We start from the raw sequence: 23,141 nt of genomic DNA on the forward strand, positions 1-23,141 counted from the left end.
CGACCGATGTGCCGGTCACCTTAACTAGGAACCCACCGTAGAGGTTTACTGCTATGCCTGATTACAAGGCCCCCTTGCGTGATATCCGTTTCGTACGTGACGAGCTGCTCGGCTACGAAGCGCACTATCAGAGCCTGCCTGGCTGCCAGGACGCCACCCCGGACATGGTTGACGCCATTCTCGAGGAAGGTGCGAAGTTCTGTGAGCAGGTGATCGCTCCGCTGAACCGCGTGGGTGACATCGAGGGTTGCACCTGGAGCGAGTCCGGCGTGAAGACCCCGACCGGCTTCAAGGAAGCCTACAAGCAGTTCGTCGAAGGCGGCTGGCCGAGCCTGGCCCATGACGTCGACCACGGCGGCCAAGGCCTGCCCGAGTCGCTCGGCCTGGCCATCAGCGAAATGGTCGGCGAAGCCAACTGGTCCTGGGGCATGTACCCCGGCCTGTCCCACGGCGCGATGAACACCCTGTCCGCCCACGGCACCGACGACCAGAAACACACCTACCTGACCAAGCTGGTATCCGGCGAGTGGACCGGCACCATGTGCCTGACCGAACCGCACTGCGGTACCGACCTGGGCATGCTGCGCACCAAGGCCGAGCCCCAGGCCGATGGTTCCTACAAAGTCACCGGCACCAAGATCTTCATCTCCGCCGGTGAACACGACATGGCCGACAACATCGTCCATATCGTCCTGGCCCGCCTGCCCGATGCACCGGCCGGCACCAAAGGCATCTCCCTGTTCATCGTGCCGAAGTTCCTGCCGACCGCCGAAGGCGGCGTGGGCGAGCGCAACGCCGTTGCGTGCGGTTCCCTCGAACACAAGATGGGTATCCACGGCAACGCCACCTGCGTGATGAACTTCGACGGCGCTACCGGTTTCCTGATCGGCCCGGCGAACAAAGGCCTGAACTGCATGTTCACCTTCATGAACACCGCTCGCCTGGGTACCGCGCTGCAAGGCCTGGCCCACGCCGAAATCGGTTTCCAGGGTGGCCTGAAATACGCTCGCGAGCGTCTGCAGATGCGTGCTCTGACCGGCCCGAAAGCGCCCGAGAAGCCCGCTGACCCGATCATCGTCCACCCGGACGTGCGTCGCATGCTGCTGACCATGAAAGCCTTCGCCGAAGGCAACCGCGCGATGGTGTACTTCACCGCCAAGCAGGTCGACATCGTCAAATACAGCCAGAACGAGGAAGAGAAGAAAGCCGCCGACGCGCTGCTGGCCTTCCTGACCCCGATCGCCAAGGCGTTCATGACCGAAGTCGGCTTCGAGTCGGCCAACCACGGCGTACAGATCTATGGCGGCCACGGCTTCATCGCCGAGTGGGGCATGGAGCAGAACGTTCGCGACAGCCGCATCTCCATGCTGTACGAAGGCACCACCGGCATCCAGGCTCTGGACCTGCTGGGCCGCAAGATCCTCATGACCCAGGGCGAAGCGCTGAAGGGCTTCACCAAGATCGTGCACAAGTTCTGCCAGGCCAACGAAGGCAACGAAGCCGTCAAGGAATTCGTCGAGCCGCTGGCCAAGCTGAACAAGGAGTGGGGCGACATCACCATGAAGGTCGGCATGGCTGCGATGAAAGATCGCGAAGAAGTCGGCGCCGCCTCCGTGGACTACCTGATGTACTCCGGTTACGCCTGCCTGGCTTACTTCTGGGCCGACATCGCTCGTCTGGCTGCCGAGAAGATCGCTGCCGGCGAAGGCGACGCCGCCTTCTACAAGGCCAAGCTGCAGACCGCGCGTTTCTACTTCAAGCGCATCCTGCCGCGTACCCGTACCCATGTTGAAACCATGCTGTCCGGCGCCAACAACCTGATGGACCTGGCCGAGGAAGACTTCGCCCTCGGTTACTAAGGTTTAGCGCTGTACGAAGAAGCCCGCCGCAAGGCGGGCTTTTTCATGGGCGTGTGAATGTGCCCGCAACCTCGGCCAAGAGGGCGCGAATAGGGGCGTTTCGTCGCGCAGACGGATGCGTGGCCCCTGCAGAAATGCAATCATATGGCCAGCTCGCCCACCCCCTCCGACACCTTTCTGGATCAGCATCAGTGCGGTCTCTCTCGTCCTTTCGCGTCAGTCATTTCGTCCCGCCCCTGGCCCTGATCCTGGCCGGCGGCGTGATGGGCTCGCTGACGGTCATGACCGAGTTCTTCGTCTCGCTGTTCAACGTGCTGCCCACGCTCCTGCTGCTGCTCGGCGGTTCGTTCTGCGCCGCCTACGGCCGCCTGCGCCAGTTGTTCCTGCTGCTGATCCTCTACCTCGCCTACTACCTGCTCGACACCCAGGTCGACTACTACCAGACCGAGCGTGTCGTGCGTGAAGACGCGGCCCTGGTGTTCCACCTCTGCAGCCTGCTGCTGCCCCTGCTGTTCGGCCTGTTCGGTTGCTGGCAGGAGCGCACCCACCTGCTGCAGGACTTCGTCGCCCGCGCTGCGGTGATGCTCGCCGTGGTCGGCGTCGCCGTCGCCCTGGGCCGCAGCTACCCCGAGTCCGTGCTGCCGGCGCTCACCGCCGTGCATTGGCCGTTGCTGCATGGCACCTGGATGAGCCTGATCCAGCTTTCCTACTTCGCCTTCGTCGGCGCGTTGATCGCCCTGGCGGTCATCTATGTGCGCCAGCCCAGGCCGCAACATGCCGCCCAGCTCCTGGCGCTGCTGGGCATCTGGTGGATGCTGCCCAAGGTCTTCGTCCTGCCCCATGCGCTGCACGCCATGAGCAGCCTGGCGATGCTCGCGCTCACCGCCTCGGTGGCCCACGAGGCCTACCAGATGGCCTTCCGTGACGAGCTCACCGGGCTGCCCGGCCGCCGCGCCCTCAACGAGCGCCTGCAGCGCCTGGGGCGCAACTATGTGCTGGCGATGACCGACGTCGACCATTTCAAGAAATTCAACGACACCTATGGCCACGATGTCGGCGACCAGGTGCTGCGCATGGTCGCCAGCCGCCTGAAAAAGGTCACCGGCGGTGGCAAGGCGTATCGCTACGGCGGCGAGGAATTCACCATCGTCTTCACCGGCAAGACCATGGAGGAATGCCAGCCGCACCTGGAGGCGATACGCGAAGCCATCGAGAACTACAGCATGCAGTTGCGCGACAAGGACAGCCGCCCCAAGAGCGACGAGCAGGGCCGCAGCAAGCGCAGCGGCGGTGCCGGGCAGAGCGTCTCGGTGACCATCAGCATCGGCGTGGCCGAGCGTGACGCCGAACAGCGCACGCCGGAGGAAGTCATCAAGGTGGCGGACCAGGCCCTCTACAGCGCCAAGAGCGCCGGCCGCAACCGGGTCTTCCTGCACGGGCAGAACCGTCGCGGTGCCGTGCGGGTGAAGCGGGCGGCCACGTAGACCGCAGGTTATGGCGCTGCATTCAGCGCTTGCAGCGTCGTTGTCCGGCTGCGGCTTGAGCAGTAGGGTCGGATGATTGGCGCCGACCATGGCGCTCACCCGACGGAGAACCTGCCATGCCCGAGTACAAGGCCCCCCTGCGCGACATGCGCTTCCTCATCGACGAAGTCTTCGATTTCCCGGCCACCTACGCCGCCATCGGTGCCAGCGACGCTACCCCGGACATGGTCTCGGCGATTCTCGAAGAGGGTGCCAAGTTCTGCGAGCAGGTGCTCTCGCCCATCAACCGTTCCGGCGACGAAGAAGAGTGCCAGTGGAACGACGGCGTGGTGACCACGCCCAAGGGCTTCAAGGAAGCCTTCGCCCAGTACGTGGAAGGGGGCTGGAACGGCCTGGCCGCCGACCCGGCCTACGGTGGCCAGGGCCTGCCGCACTCCCTCGGGCTGATCATCAGCGAGATGGTCGCCTCCAGTAACCAGTCCTGGGCCATGTACCCCGGTCTCACCCACGGCGCCATGTCGGCCATCCACGCCCACGGCACCGAAGAGCAGAAGCAGACCTACCTCACCCGCATGACCGAAGGCCGCTGGACCGGCACCATGTGCCTCACCGAGCCCCATTGCGGCACCGACCTCGGCATCATCAAGACCCGCGCCGTGCCCCAGGCCGACGGCAGCTACGCGGTCAGCGGCACCAAGATCTTCATCTCCGCCGGCGAGCACGACATGAGCGAGAACATCGTTCACCTGGTCCTCGCCAAACTGCCCGACGCACCCGCCGGCACCAAGGGCATCTCGCTGTTCATCGTGCCCAAGTTCATGCCCGCCGCCGATGGCGCCGTCGGTGCGCGCAACGCCGTCTCCTGCGGCTCCATCGAGCACAAGATGGGCATCAAGGCCTCCGCCACCTGCGTGATGAACTTCGACTCCGCCACCGGCTACCTGATCGGCGAGGCCAACAAGGGCCTCAACTGCATGTTCACCATGATGAACCACGCCCGCCTGGGCACCGGCATGCAGGGCCTCTGCCTCGGCGAGGCCAGCTACCAGGGCGCCGTGCGCTACGCCAACGACCGCCTGCAGATGCGCGCACTGACCGGGCCGAAAGCCCCGGAAAAGGCCGCCGACCCGATCATCGTGCACCCCGACGTGCGCCGCATGCTGCTGACCATGAAGGCGTTCAACGAAGGCAACCGCGCGCTCTCCTACTTCACCGCGCAACTGCTGGATATCGCCCACGGCAGCCAGGACACCGAGCAGCGTCAGGAAGCCGATGACCTGCTGGCCTTCCTCACCCCCATCTGCAAGGCCTTCATGACCGAGACCGGCCTCGAAGCCACCAACCTCGGCATGCAGGTGTTCGGCGGCCACGGCTACATCCGCGAATGGGGCATGGAGCAACTGGTGCGCGACTGCCGCATCGCTCCCATCTATGAAGGCACCAACGGCATCCAGGCCCTCGACCTGCTTGGCCGCAAGGTTCTCGGTAGCCAGGGCAAGCTGCTGCGCGGCTTCACCAAGCGCGTGCACAAGTTCTGCCTGGCCCAGGCCGAGCACCCGCAGTTCAAGGCACAGGCCGCCGAACTGGCACGGCTCAACCAGCAGTGGGGCGAGCTGACCCAGAAGGTCGGCATGGCCGCGATGAAGAACCCCGACGAAGTGGGCGCTGCCTCCGTCGACTACCTGATGTACTCCGGCTACATCGTGCTCGCCTGGTTCTGGCTGCAGATGGCCGTGGTCGCCCAGGCCAAGCTCGACGCCGGTACCAGCGAGGCGGCGTACTACCAGACCAAGCTCGCCACCTTCGACTTCTACTTCAAGCGCCTGCTGCCCCGCACCACCGCCCATCAGGCCGGGGTCGAGGCGGGCAGCGACTGCCTGATGGCCCTGCCGGCCGACCAGTTCGCGCTCTAAGCGTCTAATCTCGGTGTATCCAGGGGCCCGCCATGTGCGGGCCCTTTTCATCCGGGCTGCGAATTGTGACTTATCGATAACATACGGTCACGCAACGACCCTATGTGTCTCAAAAGTTGTTCGGGTACACTGCCGCCCTGTTCCGTGAAACCGGCCCTCCCGGCCGCCTGTAGAGTTCCTGCGAGGTTTTGCACATGGCTGACTACAAAGCGCCCCTGCGCGATATGCGCTTCGTCCTCAACGAGGTTTTCGAGGTTGCCAAGCTCTGGGCTGAGCTGCCCGCCCTGGCCGAGACCGTCGATGCCGAAACCGCATCCGCGATCCTCGAAGAGGCCGGCAAGGTCACCGGCGGCACCATCGCCCCGCTGAACCGTTCCGGCGACGAAGAAGGCTGCCAGTGGAGCGACGGCGCGGTCACCACGCCTGCCGGTTTCCCCGAGGCCTACAAGACCTACGCCGAAGGCGGCTGGGTCGGTGTCGGTGGTGATCCGGTCTACGGCGGCATGGGCATGCCCAAGGCGATCTCCGCCCAGGTCGAGGAAATGGTCAACTCGGCCAACCTCTCCTTCGGCCTCTACCCGATGCTCACCGCCGGTGCCTGCCTGTCGATCAACGCGCACGCCAGCGAAGAGCTCAAGGAAAAGTACCTGCCGAACATGTACGCGGGCGTCTGGGCGGGCTCCATGTGCCTGACCGAACCCCACGCCGGCACCGACCTGGGCATCATCCGCACCAAGGCCGAACCCCAGGCCGACGGCAGCTACAAGGTCACCGGTACCAAGATCTTCATCACCGGCGGCGAGCACGACCTCACCGAGAACATCATCCACCTGGTCCTGGCCAAGCTGCCCGACGCGCCCGCCGGCCCGAAAGGCATCTCGCTGTTCCTGGTGCCCAAGTTCATGGTCAATGCCGACGGCTCCCTGGGTGAGAAGAACACCCTGTCCTGCGGCTCCATCGAGCACAAGATGGGCATCAAGGCCTCCGCTACCTGCGTGATGAACTTCGACGGCGCCACCGGCTGGATCGTCGACGCCCCGAACAAGGGCCTGGCCGCCATGTTCACCATGATGAACTACGAGCGCCTCGGCGTTGGCATCCAGGGCCTGGCCTCCGGCGAGCGTTCCTACCAGAGCGCCGTCGAATACGCCCGTGACCGCATCCAGAGCCGCGCGCCGACCGGCCCGGTCGCCAAGGACAAGGCCGCCGACCCGATCATCGTGCACCCCGACGTGCGTCGCATGCTGCTGACCATGAAGGCGGCCAACGAAGGCGGCCGTGCCTTCTCCACCTACGTCGCCATGCAGCTGGACACCGCCAAGTTCAGCGAAGACCCCGTCGTGCGCAAACGCGCCGAAGAAATGGTCGCCCTGCTCACCCCCGTGGCCAAGGCCTTCCTCACCGACCTCGGCCTGGAAACCACCGTCCACGGCCAGCAGGTGTTCGGCGGCCATGGCTTCATCCGCGAATGGGGCCAGGAGCAGCTGGTGCGTGACGTGCGCATCACCCAGATCTACGAAGGCACCAACGGCATCCAGGCGCTGGACCTCGTCGGCCGCAAGATCGTCGGCAGCGGCGGCGCGTTCTACAAGCACTTCTCCGACGAGATCAAGGCCTTCACCGGCAGCGCCTCCGCTGACCTGGCCGAGTTCGTCGAGCCGCTGAACGCTGCGGTCGCCAACCTCGACGACCTCACCGCCTGGCTGCTGGAAAGCGCCAAGTCCAACCCCAACGAGATCGGCGCCGCGTCGGTCGAGTACCTGCACGCCTTCGGCTACACCGCCTATGCCTACATGTGGGCGCTGATGGCCAAGGCCTCGCTGGGCAAGGAAGGCCAGGACGAGTTCTACGCCAGCAAGCTGGGCACCGCGCGTTTCTACTTCGCCCGCCTGCTGCCGCGTATCCACTCCCTGACCGCCTCGGTGAAAGCCGGCAGCGAGTCGCTGTACCTGCTGGACGCCGCCCAGTTCTAAGCGGCCCCCGCAAACGAAAAAGCCCCGCCGATGCGGGGCTTTTTCATTTGAGCGTGGGAAACCGCGTCTTCAGGACGTGGTCATGAGTCGCCGGCTCTGTGCCTGTGACGGTTCGCGCCGAGGACTGACAGGATGAACTCGTGCCGTAGGGTGTGCCGTGCGCACCGCCGCTCGGTGCTTCCGGCGAGTCCCAGGTGCGCGCAGCACACCCTACGTTCGGAGTGAGCGGCGGCTGCAGGCTCCGAAGCCTGGTTGCGCCCCTTCAATCCGCAATCAGCGTGTCCACCAGGCCCGGGTCGTCGATGAAGCGATTGCGCGTGCCCTGGAGGCCGGCGATCTGCTCGTTGCGTGCGCGCTCCTCGGCGTCTACCGGGTCCAGGCGGTGCCATTCCTTGAACATCTGCACCTGGCCGACGATGGGCAGGCCGTACTCGATGTGCATGTAGAAGATCGCCCGGGCCACGTTGCCCTTGGCGGCATCGCGGGGCTCCACCAGCTGGAAGCTGGCCTTGAGGTCGCAGTCGGCGCCGAACTTGCTCGGCACATCGCCCACCATGCCGAACAGCGCGTTGCGCCGCGCCAGCTCGACCCGCGCCAGCTCCGGGTAGAGGTTGTGCAGGTCGGCGAGCATGAAGGGGTACTGCGGGTTGGCGGTCTTGCACTGGCCATCGGTGACGCAGCGCAACGCGCTCTTGATCTGCTTGATGGGGTAGACGGGGCTCGCCGCCAGCAGCCCGCTCTCGCCGTTGAAGGCCTTGCCGCAATAGAGCGTGGTGCCCGCGCCAGGGTAGAGCTGCTGCCAGAAGGCCTGGGTCACGGCCGCCTTCGGGTCGGGGAGCCGTGTCTGGCCGCCGGCCAGGGCGGAAAGGGGGATGCAGGGAGCGAGGCAGAAAAGCGCAATCGTTACTACGCGCATGGTCATGACCCTGTAAGACCGCCGGAAAAGGCTGGCTACTTCGTTCTTGTAGGACAATGCGGAGTCTATCAAGCGACTATTCCGAAGACAAAACCTACCGATCGCTTGCTCGGTAGCGGTAGCACCTCTGGAATGGGGGTTTTATCGAATTGATGGCATTTTGTGATCAGATCGCCAATCCACTGATTTGTAAGTTAATGCTTACATTGCCTGAAGGTTTTAGCTGCTTCCGCCTACATGGGTACAGGACTAATCTTTGCTCCATAGGGACGTAGCGCAGGAAGCGCACTGAATAACAGGGACTACGCCGGATTTCCGCCAGGATGGTGGGTAGATCAGGGATGTCAGGGATACAAGTCTGCAAAAACCTCGCCTCGGCGGGGTTTTTCTTTTTCTGGCCCAGGTTTCACGCAGTCGGCGTCACCAGCTTCTCCAGCAGCGCCTGCAGCAGCTCCAGCGTCGCCTGCTGGCGCTGGGCATCGCGGAACACCAGTCCCACCTTCAACGGCACCCGCGGTTCGCTCAAGGGTTTCCACAACAGCGCCTGGTTGGCGTGCAGCTGCCGCGCACGGCCGGGCAGCACCGTGGCCAGGCGGGTGTGCGGCAGGCTGTCGAGGATGCCGGCCATATGGTTCAGCTCCGCCTGCACCTGGGGGCGCCGGCCGATCAGCGCCAACTGCTCCTGCCAGATCTGCCGCACGCGGAACTCCTCGCCCAGCAACAGCATCGGCAGCTCGGCCGCCTGGGCCAGGGACACCTTGCGGAACTCCTTCAGCGGATGCTCCTCGGGGATCACCAGCTGCAACTCGTCCTCGTACAGCAGTTGGCTGTGCAGCCCGGGCTGGCGCGGCGGCAGGAAGCCGATGCCGATATCCAGGTTGCCGGTCAGCAGCCGCCGCTCGATATCCAGCCCCGACAATTCGTAGATCTGCACCACCAGGTGCGGCTGGGCCTCGCGCAGGCGCTCCAGCAGCAGCGGCACCAGGCTCGCGTTGACCGTCTGCAGCACGCCGATGGCTAGGCTGCGGGGCGATTGGCCACGGAAATTGCGCAACGCCTCCCGTGCCCGTTCCATGCCGTCCAGCAGGGGCAGCGCATGGTTGTACAGCGTGTGCGCGGCCAGGGTCGGCAGCAGGCGCTTGCCGGTGCGCTGGAACAGGCTCACGTCCAGCCCCTGTTCCAACTGGCGGACCTGCTGCGACAGCGCCGGCTGGGAGATGCTCAGGCGCTCGGCAGCGCGGCCCACATGGCCTTCCTCATAGAGCGCGACGAAGTAGCGAAGCTGACGAAAATCCATAAGTCTTTCTTATCAATGAAGCTGAAAAAACGAAATGTCATGCGCAGCGGCAACGCCCTAGTCTAGCCAGCATAAATGCTGGTTCAAGCGCTGGAGCGGGTGATGCAGGGCGTAGAAGTAAAAGCGATTTTCATAGGTAAAGCCGAAGATATCGGCGGTGGCCTCAGCAGCGCAATCGACAAGCGCGAAGTGGACCACCGCCTCTGGCTCTGGCCCCAGGGGCTGGGCAGCGACGAGCAGGGCGACCCGCGCTTCCACGGCGGCCCCGAGCGCGCGCTGCACCACTACCCGGCCGAGCACTACCGTTTTTGGCGCAAGCACTACCGTCACCTCGCCTGGAAGGCGCCGTCCTTCGGCGAAAACATCTCCACCTACGGCCTGACCGAAGAGCAGGTGTGCATCGGCGACGTGTTCCGCTGGGGCCAGGCGCTGGTGCAGGTCAGCCAGCCGCGCTCGCCCTGCTACCGCCTGAGCCGCCGCTGGGGCATCGAGGAGCTGCCGCGCTTCGTCCAGGACTCGGGCCGCTGCGGCTGGTTCTACCGGGTGCTGCGCCCCGGCTTCGTCAGCCGGGAAGACCGCCTCGAACTGCAGGAGCGCCGTTATCCCGAGCTCAGCGTCGCCCAGGCGGTACGCGCCTATTTCCACACCCCGCTGGAGCATGAAGGGCTGCGGCAGTTGCAGCAGTGCGAAGCCCTCAGTTGCCGCTGGCGCGATGGGGCCGCCCGACGCCTGGACAGTGGCCAGGTCGAGGACTGGAACGCACGCCTGCATGGCTTGCCGCTGGAGGGGATGCGCGCATGAGCGACTACCAGATCACCCTGGAACGGAACGGCGTGCTGTTCGCCAACCTGGAGGTCAGCCAGGTGCGCTACGTCGAAATGACCGCCCTGCTGCGCGAGCGCTTCCCCGCCGCCGAGGGCTTCGCCCTGCGCATCCGCCGTCGCCGCGAGCTGCGCCGCATCCTCGAGCAGGGCCCGGAAGGCTTGCGCCTGCTGGGCATCGAATACCGCCACGAAGAGGTGCCCGAACATGCGTGACCCCCTGGCCAGCCTGCGCTTGATGCGCACCGTCGAGCGCCCCTCCCAGGTCTTCGTGCGGGGCCAGGGCTCCTGGTTGTGGGATGCCGACGGCCGCGCCTACCTCGACTTCACCCAGGGCTGGGCGGTCAACAGCCTCGGCCACAGCCCGGGCGTGGTGGTGGAGGCGCTCAAGCGCCAGGCGGAAGCGCTGATCAACCCCGGCCCGGCCTTCTACAACCGCGGCATGCTCAAGCTCGCCTCGCGCCTGTGCCAGGCCAGCGGCAGCGACCAGGTCTACTTCCTCAACAGCGGTGCCGAAGCCAACGAAGGGGCGATCAAGCTGGCGCGCAAATGGGGCCAGCTGCACCGGGGCGGCGCCTACGGCATCGTCACCGCCTGCAACAGCTTCCATGGCCGCACCCTCGCCACCATGTCCGCGTCCGGCAAACCGGCCTTCCAGGATATGTTCGAGCCCAAGGTGCCCGGCTTCACCAAGGTGCCGTTCAACGACCTCGACGCCCTGCGCGCGGCCGTCGACGACAGCACGGTGGCGGTGATGCTGGAGCCGGTGCAGGGCGAGGCCGGGGTCATCCCCGCCACCCTCGAATACCTGCAGGGCGCCGAGCGCCTGTGCCGCGAGCGCGGCGTGCTGCTGATCCTCGATGAAGTGCAGACCGGCGTCGGCCGTTGTGGCGCCTTGCTGGCCGAAGACCTCTACGGCGTGCGCGCCGACATCATCACCCTCGGCAAGGGCCTGGGCGGCGGGGTGCCCCTGGCCGCGCTGCTGGCCCGTGGCAACGCCTGTTGCTTCGAACCCGGCGAGCAGGGCGGCACCTACCATGGCAACGCGCTGATGACCGCCGCCGGCCTCGCCGTGCTCAACACCGTGCTGGAGCCGGGCTTCCTCGAACAGGTGCGCGAGGTCGCCCAGCACCTGCGCGAAGGCCTGGCCCGCGTCGCCCGTCGTCATGGGCACGGCCCCTTGCGCGGCCATGGCCTGCTGATCGGCATGCCGCTGATCGAGCAGCGCGCCGATGCCGTGGTCCGCGCCGCGCTGGGGGAGGGCCTGCTGATCAACGGCCTGGCCAGCGACTGCCTGCGCTTCTCCCCGGCGCTCACGGTCAGCCACGCCAACGTCGATGAAATGCTCAAGCGCCTCAACCGCGCCTTCGCCCTGGCCAAGGGCAAACACAAGGAGCCCGCCTGATATGCGCGTCGCCATCCTCCAGCACGTGCCCTTCGAGGGCATCGGCCGTATCGCCCAATGGCTCGACCTGCGTTCCGCCCAGGTGCGGGTGCACGACCTCTATGCCGACTGCCCGCTGCCGCAGCTGGATGACTTCGAACTGCTGATCGTCATGGGCGGCCCGATGAGCGTCCACGACGAAGCCGTGCTGCCCTGGCTGGTCGGCGAGAAGGCGCTGATCCGCGTGGCGCTCGAGGGCGGCAAGCGGGTGCTGGGCATCTGCCTGGGCGCCCAGTTGCTGGCCGAAGCCCTGGGAGCGCAGGTGCGCCCGGGCGAGGCCGAGATCGGCTGGTGGCCCATGGAGAAACACGCCCTGGCCGAACACTCGCCCCTGGGCCGCATGCTGCCGCAGCGCCTGATGGCCATGCATTGGCACGGCGAGACCTTCGACCTGCCGGCGGGCGCCATCCCGCTCTATGGCTCGGCCGCCTGCGCCAACCAGGGCTTCGTCTGGCAGGAGCGCGCCATCGGCCTGCAATGCCACCTGGAAAGCACCCCCGAAAGCATCCACGCGCTGCTCGAAGCCTGCCCCGAAGACCTGGCCCTCGCCGGCTCGGTGGAAAGCGCCGCAGCCATCCGTGACGGCTACCCCCACTGCAGCGCCCTGGCGCCGACGCTGTTTCGCCTGCTCGACTACCTCACCGGTCCCCACGCCGTGCTGACCTGACCCTTTCCCCTCGAGTCTGTTTTCTCAACCGCCCGGTGGCCCTGCCCTTTGCCCCGGGCGGTTTTTCATTCAGGGCGATGAAAGGCTTCGCGAGCAGGGCTCGCTTCTGCGGGGGGCTGTCCCCGGAAACCGTGGATGGGGCTGTGGATAAGCTGTGTGTACACGGCTGCGCGCCTTGCACTGCACAGCGCTTCGCCGGATGGTCGATTTCCGAGCAGGTGGGTTCGCCATGGTTCCGTTGGGCCTCGCAGCATTCGGCGCCAACCCAAGGACGGTGCGGGTTCGTAGGCCGGGTGCAACCCGACGGCCCGGGCGCGGAGCCCACGCGGGTTTCACCCGCCCTACCTGTCCCCGGAAACCGTGGATGGGGCTGTGGATAAGGTGTGTGTACCTGGCTGCGCGCCTTGCACTACGCAACGCTTCGTTGGGTGGTCGATTTCCGAACAGCAGTGCTCGGCGCCAGCCTAGGGGCGGTACAGCTCCGGCCGGCGGTCGTGCAGGTAGGTGATGGCGGCGCGGGAGGTTTCCAGGGCTTCGTGGGCGATATCGGCCAGCAGCAGGGTTTCGTCGCGGCCGGCTCGGGCGGTCTGCTCGCCGTCGGGGCCGTTGAGGCTGGAGAGGCCGCAGTAGCGGATGGCACCCTCGGCGCCGCAGTAGTTGGCGTAAGCCAGGTAGCACTGGCTTTCGTAGGCGCGGGTGCGCACCAGCACGTCGCAGACGAAATCGTACGGCACCATGTTGGCGGTGGGCACCAGCACCAGCTCGGCACCGGCCATGGCCAGGCGCCGCACGTTCTCGGGGAATTCCACGTCGTAGCAGATCAGCACGCCGAGCTTCCAGCCTTCCAGCTCGATGATCGGGCAGGGCGCCTCGCCAGGGCTGAACAGGCCCCGGTCCAGCTCGCCGAACAGGTGGGTCTTGCGGTAGTTGCCCAGGCGCTCGCCCCGCGCGTCGATCAGTTGCGCCGAGTTGAACAGGGCGCCGTCAGCGCCCCGTTCCGGGTAGCCGTAAAGAATGGCGATGCCTTGCTCGCGGGCGATGGCGGCGATGCGCTGCGCCCAGGGGCCATCGCTGGGCTGGGCCAGGGTCTGCGCCGCTGCGCGGCCGATGTTGTAGCCGCTCAGGTACATCTCCGGGCCCACCAGCAGGCGTGCGCCGCGGCGTGCCGCCTCGGTGGCCTGGCGGTGCAGGCGCGCGAGGTTGGCCTCCGGGTCCAGCGGCAGGGGCGGGCACTGGTAGAGGGCGATGCGCATGGCGTCTCTCCTGATCATTCCGGCAGGGCGATGGGGCCGAGTTCGGCGAACACATCGCCCGGGCCGGGGTTGGCGGCGTGGGTGGCGCCGCCGTAGTGCTTCATGATCCCCCACACGGCGTTGAGCGAGGTCTGCACCGCGCCCTCCACCCAGGCCGGGGTCCAGGACACGTCGTCACCGGCGATGAACATGCCCTTGTGCTCGGCGGGCATGTCGTCCTGCATGAAGTGCGCGTACATGCGCTGGTTGTAGCGGTAGTGGCCCGGCAGCGCGCCCTTGAAGGCGCCGAGGAAGTGCGGGTCCGCCTCCCAGGAAACGGTGATCGGGTCGCCGATGATGTGGCTGGCGATGTCCACGTCCGGGTAGATCTTCTTCAGCGCGTCCAGCGCCAGCTTCACCCGCTTCTCGATGGGCTGCGGCAGCATCTTCAGGGCGTCGCTCATCCAGGAGTAGGAGAGGCAGATCACCCCCGGCTTGTCGTCGCCGTTGTCGAACAGGTAGGTGCCGCGGGTGAGGCGGTCGGTGAGCGTCATGCTCATGGTGTCGCGGCCGGTGACCGGGTTCTTGTCCTTCCAGAAGGGGCGGTCGACCATCACGAAGGTCTTCGACGACTGCATGTAGCGGGTGCGGTCCAGGGCCATCCACATCTTCTGCGAGAACAGCGATTCCTCGCATTCGATCTGGGTGGTCAGCAGCCAGCTCTGGCAGGTGGTCAGCACCGCCGCGTAGTGGCGGGTGTCGCCCCAGGCGTCGGTCACCGCCAACTGGCCGTCGGCGGCGCGGGCGATGCGCTTCACCCCCGGGCGCGGCGCGCCATTGTGCAGGGACGCCAGGCTGGTGCCCGCCGGCCAGTGGGCCATGCGCTCCGGCACGTGGCGCCAGATGCCCAGCGGCACCTGCTGCACGCCGCCCACCACCAGGTGCTGGTGGTCGTCGCAGTTGGTCATCACCACGCGGAAGATCTCCAGCATGGAGTTGGGGAAGTCCGAGTCCCAGCCGCCGGTGCCGAAGCCCACCTGGCCGAACACTTCGCGGTGGTGGAACGACAGCTTGGCGAAGGCCTTGGAGGTGGCGACGAAGTCGTAGAAGGTGCGGTCGTCCCAGAGTGGCACCAGGCTGTTCCACAGCGCTTTCAGGCGCTTGGTGTCGCGGTCGCGGATGGCCTGCTGGATCTCGCTGAACTGCGCGCCGTCCTCCAGGGCATCGGCCCAGGCATCGGCCACCTCGCGGAATAGCGCCGGCAGGTCGGCCATCTTCTCGGCGTAGTAGGTCTTGCCCTCGAGGTCGATCACCGTGCTGCCGGAAGCCGGCGTCAGCGGGTTGGGGAAGGGGCGGGTCTCAAGGCCGAGCTTGTCGACGTAGTGGTAGAAGGCCGTGGACGACACCGGGAAGCGCATGCCGCCCAGCTCCGCGATGATCCCCTCGGTGCCCTCGAAGCTCTGCGAGCGCAGGCGACCGCCCATCTTCGAAGCCTCGTACACCACGGGCTTGAGGCCCAGCTTCATCAGCTCGTAGGCGGCCACCAGCCCGGCGATACCGGCGCCGACGATGGCCACTTCCTCGCCCTGGCGCTCGACGGGAATGCTGCCCAGGCCGGCGGGGTGCTCGATCCAGTCATCGAAGGCGAAGGGGAAGTCAGGGCCGAAGATGGTGATCGGCTTCTTGCCGTCGGCGGGGTGGCGATTGGTGGTGTGCATGGCGACCTGAAGAATGAGAGGGCTGTCTGGGCAGCGTTGGCGTCATTCTAGGGAGGCTGTTTTTCGTCCATAAGACGTTTTGTGTCGTCAATAAGCCTGTTTTTATAGCGAAATGACGATCATTTGGATCGTTATGACGAAGTTCCATTCCGCCCAGCCAGGCAGCGACGGAAAATTCACCCATGTATAGGGACAAATCCTCCAGCACGGCAAGACGTGCGCGGGCCGGGTGCCGGTATGGATCGGCGATCATCCGGGCCTTCGCATTCGTAATGCCGGGAGATGCCTCATGCACGTTGGTTTGGTTCGTTCGCTCATTCTCATCTTCTCGATACTGGTGATCAGCCCGCAGCCTGCGTGGGGGGTCACGGCCTACTGCAAGATGGCTGCCGGGGCGCCCCCGACCATGGCTCCCCTGCCACCCGAACTGGTGGTGCCGCGCGACGCGCCGGAGGGCCTCGTGCTGTTCGATACCCAGCGCTGGATCCAGAGCGGCAAGGCGGAAGTCAACTGCGGCGGGTTCCTGCAGCACGGCGACCTCTGGCTGCGCCGGGGCTTTCTCAGCGGGGCGAGCGTTCCCGGGCATGCGAACGTCTACCCGAGCGGGGTGCCGGGTGTCGGCATCCGCGTGGCCTGGTCGCGGGATGCCAACACGCTGCCGGCGCAGATGAGCGGCGGGGAGTTCATGAACTCGCCGCGCAAGACGGACGCGCTGGCCTGGGGCCGCTACACCCCCGCGAGCAACTGGTGGATCCAGTTGATCAAGACCGGGCCGATCTCCAGCGGCACCTACAGCATCCCGAGCGTGGAGGTGCACTACCACGACGAGCGCACCAACGCCCTGGTCTTCCCCGCCATCGCCATCGCCTTCCAGACGCGCAGTTGCCGCCTGGTCGAAGGCAGTGTCCTCACCCGCACGTTGCACAAGACCTGGCTCAAGGATTTTTCCGGCATCGGCAGCACTGCCTGGCCGCTCGATGTCAGCATCGACCTGGAATGCGACCCCGGCCTCGACATCGCCTACCGTCTCGACGGGCTGACCCATGATGCGTCGACCCTGAAGAACACCTTCGGCATCACCATGGCACGTGGCGTCGGGGTGCAACTGACCGACCTGCAGAACATCCCGCTGTCGATCGGCAGCGAATACCCGCTCGGCCGCAGCGTGATGGGCGAGAAGAGGGTGCGAATCCCGCTGATGGCCCGTTACCGCCAGGTTGCGGAGCAGGTGACTCCCGGCCATGTGGTCGCCACGGCCACGCTGACCCTGTTCTACCGCTGATCGTTCAGGCCGGGCCCGGCAATGGCTGGCCCCGGTCGATCTTGCAGCTGAGGATGATCGAGGTGGTGGTGCGTTCCACGCCCTCGACATTGCCGATCTCGTCCAGCAGCAGGTCCAGCCGCTCCGGTGACTCGGCCCGCAGCCAGGCCACGTAGTCGAACTCCCCGCTCACGGTGCACAGCAACTGCACCTCGGCCATGCCGGTCAGCCGCCGCAGCACGTCCTTGCCGCTGCGCGGCCGCACGGTGATGCCCACGTAGGCCTGCAGGCCGCCTTCGGATACCCGCTGTCCCAGGCGCACGCCGTAGCCGCTGATGACCCCGGATCGCTCCAGGCGCGCCAGGCGCGAGTTCACCGTGGTGCGCGCGATGCCCAGGCGGCGGGCGAGGGTGGCGACGCTTTCCCGGGCGTTGATCTGCAGGGCGGCGATCAACTGGCGGTCGGTTTCGTCGAGGGGGAAGTGGCTTTCGGGCATGTCGGGCTCGTGCGAGAGGAAGCTGGAGCAAGGCTACCGGATGGCGCCCCGAAGACTAAGTCGATCATCATTTCGTCGCGCTCAGGAATGGCCTACAGCGCCTGGAGGGCCCTGCTGGCTTGGCCCCTTTCTCTCCATCGATAGCATGCCCCGCTCAGTCAAAACACGATGGGTGGCGAATCTTGTCGCGATATATGCTTTGGGTTCTTGCGGTTTTCCTTCTGGCCTCCTGGAGTCATGCCCGTGCATGCGCTTTGGATACGGGGCGTAAAACGGTGCAAGCGTTCCCGGCATCCATCAGCGCACCCCGCGATATTCCTGTCGGCGGAGTCATTTTCGATACCCATGGCTGGATTGGTACGGGCGACGCCTATGTGAGGTGCATGGAGCTCGGCTCTCACCACGTCAGTACGGGCTTCGTCAGTTCGCCCGCAGCGGTTTCGGGTCTCAGCGGGGTTTATGCCACCAGCCTGGAAGGCATTGGGGTGCGGGTCGGCTGGGCACAGAACTCGAACAACCTGCCCGCCAGCATCGGGGGCGGGGAAATCATGCACGGCAGCCGACCTCGCAGGGAGATCCCGCGCAACCACTACGCGCCTGCCCAGCGCTTCTGGGTCCAACTGGTCAAGACCAACGACAACCCCAGCTCAGGGGCGTTGTATGTCAATTCTGTGAGGATCTATTACGACAACGAACTGACCAACGAGCTGACCTTCTCACCCACCCAGCTGGTTTTCACCAAGAAGGGCTGCAGCCTGCGCACCCCTGACACCACGGTGACGTTGCCGACCACCAACCTGCATCACTTCACTGGGGTCGGCAGCACGGCCCGGGAGAAGGCCTTCAGCCTGAATCTCGATTGCGACCCGGATATCCGCATCTCCTACCGTGTGGACGGGCTGCATGAAGCCGGCTCGGTGCTCAAGAACGTGATAGGCCGGGACATGGCCAGGGGCATCGGCGTGCAATTGCTCAAGGGCAATGGCGGGGCGCCCCTGGCGCTGGGCGTCAGGAACGAGCACCTGAACACCGGCACCGCTGGCGGCCCCAGCGCGATTCCGCTGGTCGCGCGCTACTACCAGCTCGAGCCCACGGTCAGCCCGGGGCAGGTGCTGACCACCGCCACCCTCACCCTGTTCTACGAGTAGCGCGGTCAGGCCCCGAACAGCTGGCGCAGCGCGCTGGGGGAGAGCCCCGTCCAGCGCCTGAGCGAGCGGCGGAAGTTGGTGCTGTCGTGGAAGTGCAGGTACGCCGCCACCTCGTCGTTGCCGTAGCCCTTGATGCGGTAGAGGTAGAGCGCCACGTGCTTGCGCACCAGGTCACGCTGCTCCTGGTAGTGCGTGCCGTGCTTGGCCAGCTTGCGCTTGAAGGTGGCCGGGCTCATGGCGAAGGCCAGGGCCGCGTCCTCCAGCACCGGCGCCTCGCGCACCCGCTCCAGCAGCCAGCCGTAGAGCCGGTCCAGCAGGCTGGCGCGATGGCCCAGCGCCGCCAGCTGGCGCGCGCATTCCTGGCGTGCCACCTGGCCGGCGGTCTGCGACGCCTCCGGCAGCGCCCGGGTCAGCCAGGCGCGCGGCACTTGCATGGCGTCCACGTGCTGGTCGAAGCGCACCTCCTCCCCCAGGTGCACCCAGTACTGCTCGATGCAGCGCGGCTGGGCATGGGCGAAGTGGTAGCGCCACGGCAGCCGCTCCCCGCCCAGGCGCCGGCACAGCGCCGCCACCGCCGTCATGCTCGCCTCCAGCAGGAAGCGCCGGTGTTCCCCCGCCCCGCAGGCGTCCACCCAGTACAGCCAGGCGTCCTGCTCGTCCAGCACCAGCCGGGGCGCCAGCAACGGCGTCAGCAGCGCGCGCTGGCGGATTAGCTGCCCCAGCGCATCCTGCAGGTGCTCGGCATGCAGCAGGGTGTGGCTGGCGGCGCCGTAGTGGCCGGGCAGCAGCCGCTGGCCGAAGAGAAAGGCCGTGTCATCGGCGGCCAGCAGACGCCGGGCATTGCCGATCAGCCCGAGGAACTGCTGCGGGCTGACCAGCTGCCCGCCGGCGAGGATGTCCTCGTAGAACAGGCCGGTGCCCCGCAGCAGGCGGTGGCTGTCGATCCCCCGCGAGAGCGCCAGGTCGATCAGCACCGCCGGCTGGCCGTGGGCCGGGATGAAGCGGCTGTCGCACTCGTACCAGTCACCCCTGATGGTCATCGCGCACCTCAGGCACTGTGGGCCAGGCGCGGCGAGCGGGCCTTCGCCAGGGCCAGGTTGAGCCGTTGCAGCAGCGTCTCGGGGCTCTCGTCCAGGGCCATCGCCACCGCCGTGCTGGCGCGCAGTTGCAGGCGCTCGCCGTGCTGGCGGGTGCGGTGGGCGAAGTGCATCACCGCCTCGCCCAGCTCCGTGGCCAGCTGGTGCGCCTGGCGCTCGCCGGTGTTCGGCAGCAGCACCACGAAGCGGTCGCCGGCCAGGCGGCAGAGCAGGTCCTGGCGGCGCAGGTTGAGCAGCAGCAACTGGGTCAGCGCCAGCAGCAGGTGGTCGCCCTCGGCATGGCCGAAGCGGTCGTTGACCTGGCTGAAATCATCGATGTCGAGGATCACCAGCGACAGCGGCTGGCCGTTCGCGGCGGCCTCGCCCAGGCCCAGCTCCAGCTGGCGGCGCAGGTAGTCGGCGTCGCCCAGCGGGGTGAGCGTGTCGAACTGGCGGTGCTCGCGGAACAGCCGCTCGCGCTTCTCCATCTGCGCGCTGATGGCCAGCTGCTCGCGGTGCCAGTGGTAGATGCCCAGGGTCAGCAGCACCAGGCCGATGGGCATCGGCACCGACTCCAGCCAGTGGTCCCAGTGCACCGTGTCGGGCATGCGGATGAACTCATCGAGGCTGTCGATCCACCAGGAGAAGAACACCCCCGCCAGCCCCAGCACCAGCAGGTTGGTCACCCGCCCGGCGGGCCGGCTTTTCAGCACCAGGCCGATCCACACCAGCGCCAGCAGCGCCGAGCCGCCCTCGCCGAGGATGTCCAGCCAGACCCACTCCGACGCCGCCTTCAGATCGCCCACCGCCAGGTGCAGCAGCAAACCGATATTGGCCGCCAGGAACAGCGCGGTGAGCTTGAGGCGATGCAGCTTCAGCAGGGAGGTCATGGGCAGGTCCGGCGGGTTAGACCGGGCCAGCAGAGCAGATGATTGTGACGGCGAGGTTGCAGCGCCGGAGCGGGGTGGGAGGGTCGGATCGGCTCAGGGCACATGGGCAGATTTTCAGGTGCCCGGGTCGCATTCCGTAGGGGCGAATTCATTCGCCAAGCAGCCCGCAGGGCTGCCCCAGCGTGGCCTGGACGCTGCGTCGCCCCTGCAGGTCGGTGGGCGAATGAATTCGCCCCTACGGCGGCTCTGGAGGGTCCTATCAGCTCAAAACCCTAGGGTTACCCCCGCAAAACCCTGCCATTCCGGCCCTATGCCGTTGTCCTGTCACAGAAGCGTCATCCGTGCTGCCTAGCGTCCGCTCCCAAGTTGCCGGGTCATTTGCTCGGCCTGGATTCCATCCTGGGGAGAGCATTCATGTACAAGCGCAGCACCGCCGCCCGGCTTGCGGGCTTCACCTTCAGCGCACTGACCCTGGCCGTGGCCAGCGTTGCCTGGGCTGCCGACGAGGGCGCGGCCGGCGCCACCGAGCACGTCGAAGTGGTCGGCCAGGCCGCCAGCATCGACAAGGCCCTGAAAGAGCAGCGCGCCTCCGACAGCGTTGAAAGCGTGGTGCATGCCGACGGCGTCGCCCAGTTGCCGGACCAGAACGCCGCCGAAGCGGTGCAGCGCCTGCCCGGCGTCTCGGTGGAGCGCGACCAGGGCGAAGGCCGCTTCGTCAGCGTGCGCGGCCTGGGCCCGGACCTGAACAGCGTCACCATCAACGGCACCCTGGTGCCGGCCCCGGAAAGCGACCGCCGCGCCGTGGCCCTGGATGTGCTGCCCGCCGAGCTGGTGCAGTCGCTCACCGTGATCAAGACCCTCACCCCGGACATGGACGCCAACTCCCTCGGCGGCACCGTCGACGTGGAGAGCCTCTCCGCCTTCGACCACGAGGGCCTGTTCTACACCGGCAGCACCGAGGCCAGCTACGACGAGAACACCGACAAGACCAGCCCCAAGTTCTCCGGCGCCATCAGCGACCGCTTCAGCCTCGGCGACGGCATCGACAACTTCGGCGTGGCCGCCGCCCTGAGCTGGCAGGAGCGCAAGTTCGGCTCCGACAACGTCGAGACCGGCGGCGCCTGGGACTTCGAAGACGGCGCCCGCCTGGAGGAGCTGGAGCAGCGCGACTATGCCATCACCCGCGAGCGCGCCGGCGGCGGCCTCAACTTCGACTACAAGCCCGACGACGTTTCCAGCTACTACCTGCGCACCCTCTACAGCCGCTACAAGGACAGCGAGACGCGCAACGCCGCCGGCATCGAATTCGATGACGCGCGCCTGCCGGGCGAAACCGGTGACGGCGAGGGTTACCGCGAGCTGAAGGACCGCGAGGAAACCCAGGAGATCCAGTCCTACGTCTTCGGCGGCGAACGCATGATGGGCCTCTGGACCCTGAGCGGGCAGGCTGGCTACAGCCAATCCAGCGAAGACAGCCCCGGCCACATCGCCGGTGCCACCTTCGAAGGCATCCGCGACTTCACCGGCACCGGCTTCGACGACAGCAAGAAGCCGCGCCTGAACGTCGAGAACGGCTTCTACGACCCGGCCAACTTCGCCCTCGACCAGGTCGACTGGGAAAAGCAGAACACCGAGGACACCGAGAAGAACATCCGCCTGGACCTCGCCCGCGACTACGACCTCTCCGGCTACGCCGCCCAGGCCAAGTTCGGCGGCAAGCTCAGCCGCCGCGACAAGACCAACGACCTGGAAGCCTGGACCTACGAGGACCTGGATAACTTCTTCAGCGACGAACAGCTCAACCTCGGCCAGTTCCAGAAGGGCAACGTGCACTACACCCTCGACCGCTTCGGCCCCGGCATCAGCGCCAGCGCCATCAAGGGCCTGCTCGGCCAGCTCAACGCCGCCGACTTCTACAACGAGGAAGAGTCGCGGGTGAACGACTTCGACATGAGCGAAGACATCAACGCCGCCTACCTCATGAACACCCTGGACGTGGATGATTGGCGCTTCATCGCCGGCATGCGCTACGAGGGCACCGAGTTCGAAGCCAAGGGCACCGGCATCCGCGATGGCGACTACGAGAGCATCGAGCGCAAGCGCGACTACCACCACTGGCTGCCCGGCCTGCACGCGCGCTACCAGATCGACAAGGACACCCAGCTGCGCGCCGCCTGGACCAAGTCCGTGGTGCGCCCGACCTTCGGCCAACTGGCCCCGGGCTTCGTCATCGACGGCGACGAAGCCAGCTTCGGCAACCCCGACCTGTCGCCCCTGGAGTCGACCAACTACGACTTCGGCATCGAGCACTACCTGGGCCGCGCCGGGGTGGTTTCGGCCTTCGTCTTCTACAAGGACATCCAGAACTTCGTCTACAACACCGACCTGGCCGGCACCGGCGACTGGGCGACCTTCGACGAAGCCAACACCTTCGCCAACGGCGACAGCGCCAAGCTCTACGGCCTGGAACTGGCCTACTCGCAGAAGTTCGACTGGCTGCCCGCCCCCTGGAACGGCCTGCTGCTGGGCGCCAACGCCACCTTCAGCCGTTCCGACGCCAGCATCGAAGGCTTCGACCAGGCCAGCGGCCGCACCCTCAAGCGCGACATCGACCTGCCCAACCAGTCCGACACCGTCGGCAACCTGATGCTGGGCTGGGAGAACGACAAACTCAGCCTGCGCCTCTCGGCCAACTACAAGTCCGACTACCTCTACGAAGTGGCCCCGGTGGGCGACCGCCAGCACGATCTGCACGTGGATGCGCAGACCTTCGTCGACTTCAGCGCCCGCTACTTCCTGACGAAGGAGCTGCAGCTTTCCTTCGAGGCGCAGAACCTCACCGACGAGAGCTACTACGTCTACACCGGCAGCCGCAGCTACAACGCCCAGTACGAGGAATACGGCCCGACCTACACCCTCGGCCTGACCTTCACCCACTTCTGATCG

At 66.4% G+C, this 23,141-nt stretch carries 18 protein-coding genes; 11 read left to right on the forward strand and 7 right to left on the reverse strand.

The features are described from left to right. The first annotated feature begins 53 nt into the window (after positions 1-53). The 4 genes from PSm6_RS12835 to PSm6_RS12850 all read left to right on the forward strand — a co-directional run bounded on the left by PSm6_RS12835 (position 54) and on the right by PSm6_RS12850 (position 7,229). Entirely contained in the window at positions 54-1,859 is a 1,806-nt protein-coding gene (locus PSm6_RS12835; RefSeq protein ID WP_021222743.1) for a phenylacyl-CoA dehydrogenase, read from the forward strand. Positions 1,860-2,050: 191 nt separating this feature from the next. Next, positions 2,051-3,343, forward strand: coding sequence for a GGDEF domain-containing protein (locus PSm6_RS12840; RefSeq protein WP_031289053.1), 1,293 nt, complete (start codon positions 2,051-2,053; stop codon positions 3,341-3,343). 116 nt (positions 3,344-3,459) lie between these two features. Then, positions 3,460-5,256 carry an acyl-CoA dehydrogenase C-terminal domain-containing protein gene (locus tag PSm6_RS12845; RefSeq protein ID WP_265170341.1) on the forward strand — a complete coding sequence of 599 codons (1,797 nt, stop codon included), beginning with the start codon at positions 3,460-3,462 and terminating at the stop codon, positions 5,254-5,256. Positions 5,257-5,450: 194 nt separating this feature from the next. Continuing rightward, on the forward strand, positions 5,451-7,229 hold the full coding sequence (locus PSm6_RS12850) for an acyl-CoA dehydrogenase C-terminal domain-containing protein (RefSeq protein ID WP_021222740.1): 1,779 nt from the start codon (positions 5,451-5,453) through the stop codon (positions 7,227-7,229). 262 nt (positions 7,230-7,491) lie between these two features. On the opposite strand, the gene PSm6_RS12855 is transcribed toward PSm6_RS12850, so the two are convergent. Together PSm6_RS12855 and PSm6_RS12860 are read right to left on the reverse strand one after the other, a co-directional pair. Further along, a complete protein-coding gene (locus PSm6_RS12855) occupies positions 7,492-8,145 on the reverse strand; it encodes an endonuclease I family protein (RefSeq protein WP_031289051.1) in 654 nt (217 codons plus the stop codon). A 406-nt stretch (positions 8,146-8,551) separates the two neighbouring features. Next, a complete protein-coding gene (locus PSm6_RS12860) occupies positions 8,552-9,442 on the reverse strand; it encodes a LysR family transcriptional regulator (protein ID WP_021222738.1) in 891 nt (296 codons plus the stop codon). A gap of 102 nt (positions 9,443-9,544) precedes the next feature. Between PSm6_RS12860 and PSm6_RS12865 the strand changes: the two genes are divergently transcribed. The 4 genes from PSm6_RS12865 to PSm6_RS12880 are packed head-to-tail and all read left to right on the forward strand — an operon-like array spanning position 9,545 to position 12,374. Then, the gene (locus tag PSm6_RS12865) at positions 9,545-10,243 is read left to right on the forward strand and encodes an MOSC domain-containing protein (protein ID WP_265170527.1); all 699 of its coding nucleotides are present in this window, start codon (positions 9,545-9,547) and stop codon (positions 10,241-10,243) included. Beyond that, positions 10,240-10,479 (forward strand): hypothetical protein, encoded by a 240-nt coding sequence (locus tag PSm6_RS12870; protein ID WP_021222736.1) that lies wholly within the window; start codon positions 10,240-10,242, stop codon positions 10,477-10,479. Before PSm6_RS12865 ends, PSm6_RS12870 begins: the two co-directional genes overlap by 4 nt. Continuing rightward, entirely contained in the window at positions 10,472-11,668 is a 1,197-nt protein-coding gene (locus PSm6_RS12875) for an acetylornithine transaminase (RefSeq protein ID WP_265170343.1), read from the forward strand. Before PSm6_RS12870 ends, PSm6_RS12875 begins: the two co-directional genes overlap by 8 nt. A 1-nt stretch (position 11,669) precedes the next feature. Next, positions 11,670-12,374, forward strand: coding sequence for a type 1 glutamine amidotransferase (locus tag PSm6_RS12880; protein ID WP_265170344.1), 705 nt, complete (start codon positions 11,670-11,672; stop codon positions 12,372-12,374). A gap of 464 nt (positions 12,375-12,838) precedes the next feature. Here PSm6_RS12880 and PSm6_RS12885 read toward each other — a convergent pair whose 3' ends face one another. Then, on the reverse strand, positions 12,839-13,627 hold the full coding sequence (locus tag PSm6_RS12885) for a carbon-nitrogen hydrolase family protein (protein ID WP_043246985.1): 789 nt from the start codon (positions 13,625-13,627) through the stop codon (positions 12,839-12,841). A gap of 14 nt (positions 13,628-13,641) precedes the next feature. Then, complete coding sequence (locus tag PSm6_RS12890; RefSeq protein WP_265170345.1) at positions 13,642-15,324, reverse strand: flavin monoamine oxidase family protein; 1,683 nt, start codon at positions 15,322-15,324, stop codon at positions 13,642-13,644. Between the two features lie 406 nt (positions 15,325-15,730). Here PSm6_RS12890 and PSm6_RS12895 point away from each other — a divergent pair, with 406 nt between their 5' ends. After that, positions 15,731-16,606, forward strand: coding sequence for a fimbrial protein (locus PSm6_RS12895; protein ID WP_158481008.1), 876 nt, complete (start codon positions 15,731-15,733; stop codon positions 16,604-16,606). Positions 16,607-16,610: 4 nt separating this feature from the next. On the opposite strand, the gene PSm6_RS12900 is transcribed toward PSm6_RS12895, so the two are convergent. Further along, positions 16,611-17,081: an Lrp/AsnC family transcriptional regulator gene (locus PSm6_RS12900; RefSeq protein ID WP_021222730.1), complete on the reverse strand. Its 471-nt coding sequence runs from the start codon at positions 17,079-17,081 to the stop codon at positions 16,611-16,613. Between the two features lie 194 nt (positions 17,082-17,275). Here PSm6_RS12900 and PSm6_RS12905 point away from each other — a divergent pair, with 194 nt between their 5' ends. Then, positions 17,276-18,229, forward strand: a complete 954-nt coding sequence (locus tag PSm6_RS12905) for a fimbrial protein (protein WP_081672397.1) — start codon at positions 17,276-17,278, stop codon at positions 18,227-18,229. A gap of 5 nt (positions 18,230-18,234) precedes the next feature. On the opposite strand, the gene PSm6_RS12910 is transcribed toward PSm6_RS12905, so the two are convergent. Together PSm6_RS12910 and PSm6_RS12915 are read right to left on the reverse strand one after the other, a co-directional pair. Next, a complete protein-coding gene (locus tag PSm6_RS12910) occupies positions 18,235-19,269 on the reverse strand; it encodes an AraC family transcriptional regulator (RefSeq protein ID WP_043244065.1) in 1,035 nt (344 codons plus the stop codon). Positions 19,270-19,277: 8 nt separating this feature from the next. Then, positions 19,278-20,195: a GGDEF domain-containing protein gene (locus tag PSm6_RS12915; RefSeq protein WP_043244067.1), complete on the reverse strand. Its 918-nt coding sequence runs from the start codon at positions 20,193-20,195 to the stop codon at positions 19,278-19,280. Positions 20,196-20,609: 414 nt separating this feature from the next. Between PSm6_RS12915 and PSm6_RS12920 the strand changes: the two genes are divergently transcribed. Further along, on the forward strand, positions 20,610-23,138 hold the full coding sequence (locus PSm6_RS12920) for a TonB-dependent receptor (RefSeq protein WP_265170346.1): 2,529 nt from the start codon (positions 20,610-20,612) through the stop codon (positions 23,136-23,138). Positions 23,139-23,141: the final 3 nt, after the last annotated feature.

It is taken from the genome of Pseudomonas solani (genome assembly GCF_026072635.1).
GTDB lineage: Bacteria > Pseudomonadota > Gammaproteobacteria > Pseudomonadales > Pseudomonadaceae > Metapseudomonas > Metapseudomonas solani.

Bases quoted from the DNA above. Each gene is read 5' to 3' on its own strand.
- PSm6_RS12835 (WP_021222743.1), top strand. From the start codon at position 54: ATGCCTGATTACAAGGCCCCCTTGCGTGATATCCGTTTCGTACGTGAC.
- PSm6_RS12845 (WP_265170341.1), top strand. From the start codon at position 3,460: ATGCCCGAGTACAAGGCCCCCCTGCGCGACATGCGCTTCCTCATCGAC.
- PSm6_RS12850 (WP_021222740.1), top strand. From the start codon at position 5,451: ATGGCTGACTACAAAGCGCCCCTGCGCGATATGCGCTTCGTCCTCAAC.
- PSm6_RS12855 (WP_031289051.1), bottom strand. From the start codon at position 8,145: ATGCGCGTAGTAACGATTGCGCTTTTCTGCCTCGCTCCCTGCATCCCC.
- PSm6_RS12860 (WP_021222738.1), bottom strand. From the start codon at position 9,442: ATGGATTTTCGTCAGCTTCGCTACTTCGTCGCGCTCTATGAGGAAGGC.
- PSm6_RS12865 (WP_265170527.1), top strand. From the start codon at position 9,545: ATGCAGGGCGTAGAAGTAAAAGCGATTTTCATAGGTAAAGCCGAAGAT.
- PSm6_RS12870 (WP_021222736.1), top strand. From the start codon at position 10,240: ATGAGCGACTACCAGATCACCCTGGAACGGAACGGCGTGCTGTTCGCC.
- PSm6_RS12875 (WP_265170343.1), top strand. From the start codon at position 10,472: ATGCGTGACCCCCTGGCCAGCCTGCGCTTGATGCGCACCGTCGAGCGC.
- PSm6_RS12880 (WP_265170344.1), top strand. From the start codon at position 11,670: ATGCGCGTCGCCATCCTCCAGCACGTGCCCTTCGAGGGCATCGGCCGT.
- PSm6_RS12885 (WP_043246985.1), bottom strand. From the start codon at position 13,627: ATGCGCATCGCCCTCTACCAGTGCCCGCCCCTGCCGCTGGACCCGGAG.
- PSm6_RS12890 (WP_265170345.1), bottom strand. From the start codon at position 15,324: ATGCACACCACCAATCGCCACCCCGCCGACGGCAAGAAGCCGATCACC.
- PSm6_RS12895 (WP_158481008.1), top strand. From the start codon at position 15,731: ATGGCTCCCCTGCCACCCGAACTGGTGGTGCCGCGCGACGCGCCGGAG.
- PSm6_RS12900 (WP_021222730.1), bottom strand. From the start codon at position 17,081: ATGCCCGAAAGCCACTTCCCCCTCGACGAAACCGACCGCCAGTTGATC.
- PSm6_RS12905 (WP_081672397.1), top strand. From the start codon at position 17,276: ATGCTTTGGGTTCTTGCGGTTTTCCTTCTGGCCTCCTGGAGTCATGCC.
- PSm6_RS12910 (WP_043244065.1), bottom strand. From the start codon at position 19,269: ATGACCATCAGGGGTGACTGGTACGAGTGCGACAGCCGCTTCATCCCG.
- PSm6_RS12915 (WP_043244067.1), bottom strand. From the start codon at position 20,195: ATGACCTCCCTGCTGAAGCTGCATCGCCTCAAGCTCACCGCGCTGTTC.
- PSm6_RS12920 (WP_265170346.1), top strand. From the start codon at position 20,610: ATGTACAAGCGCAGCACCGCCGCCCGGCTTGCGGGCTTCACCTTCAGC.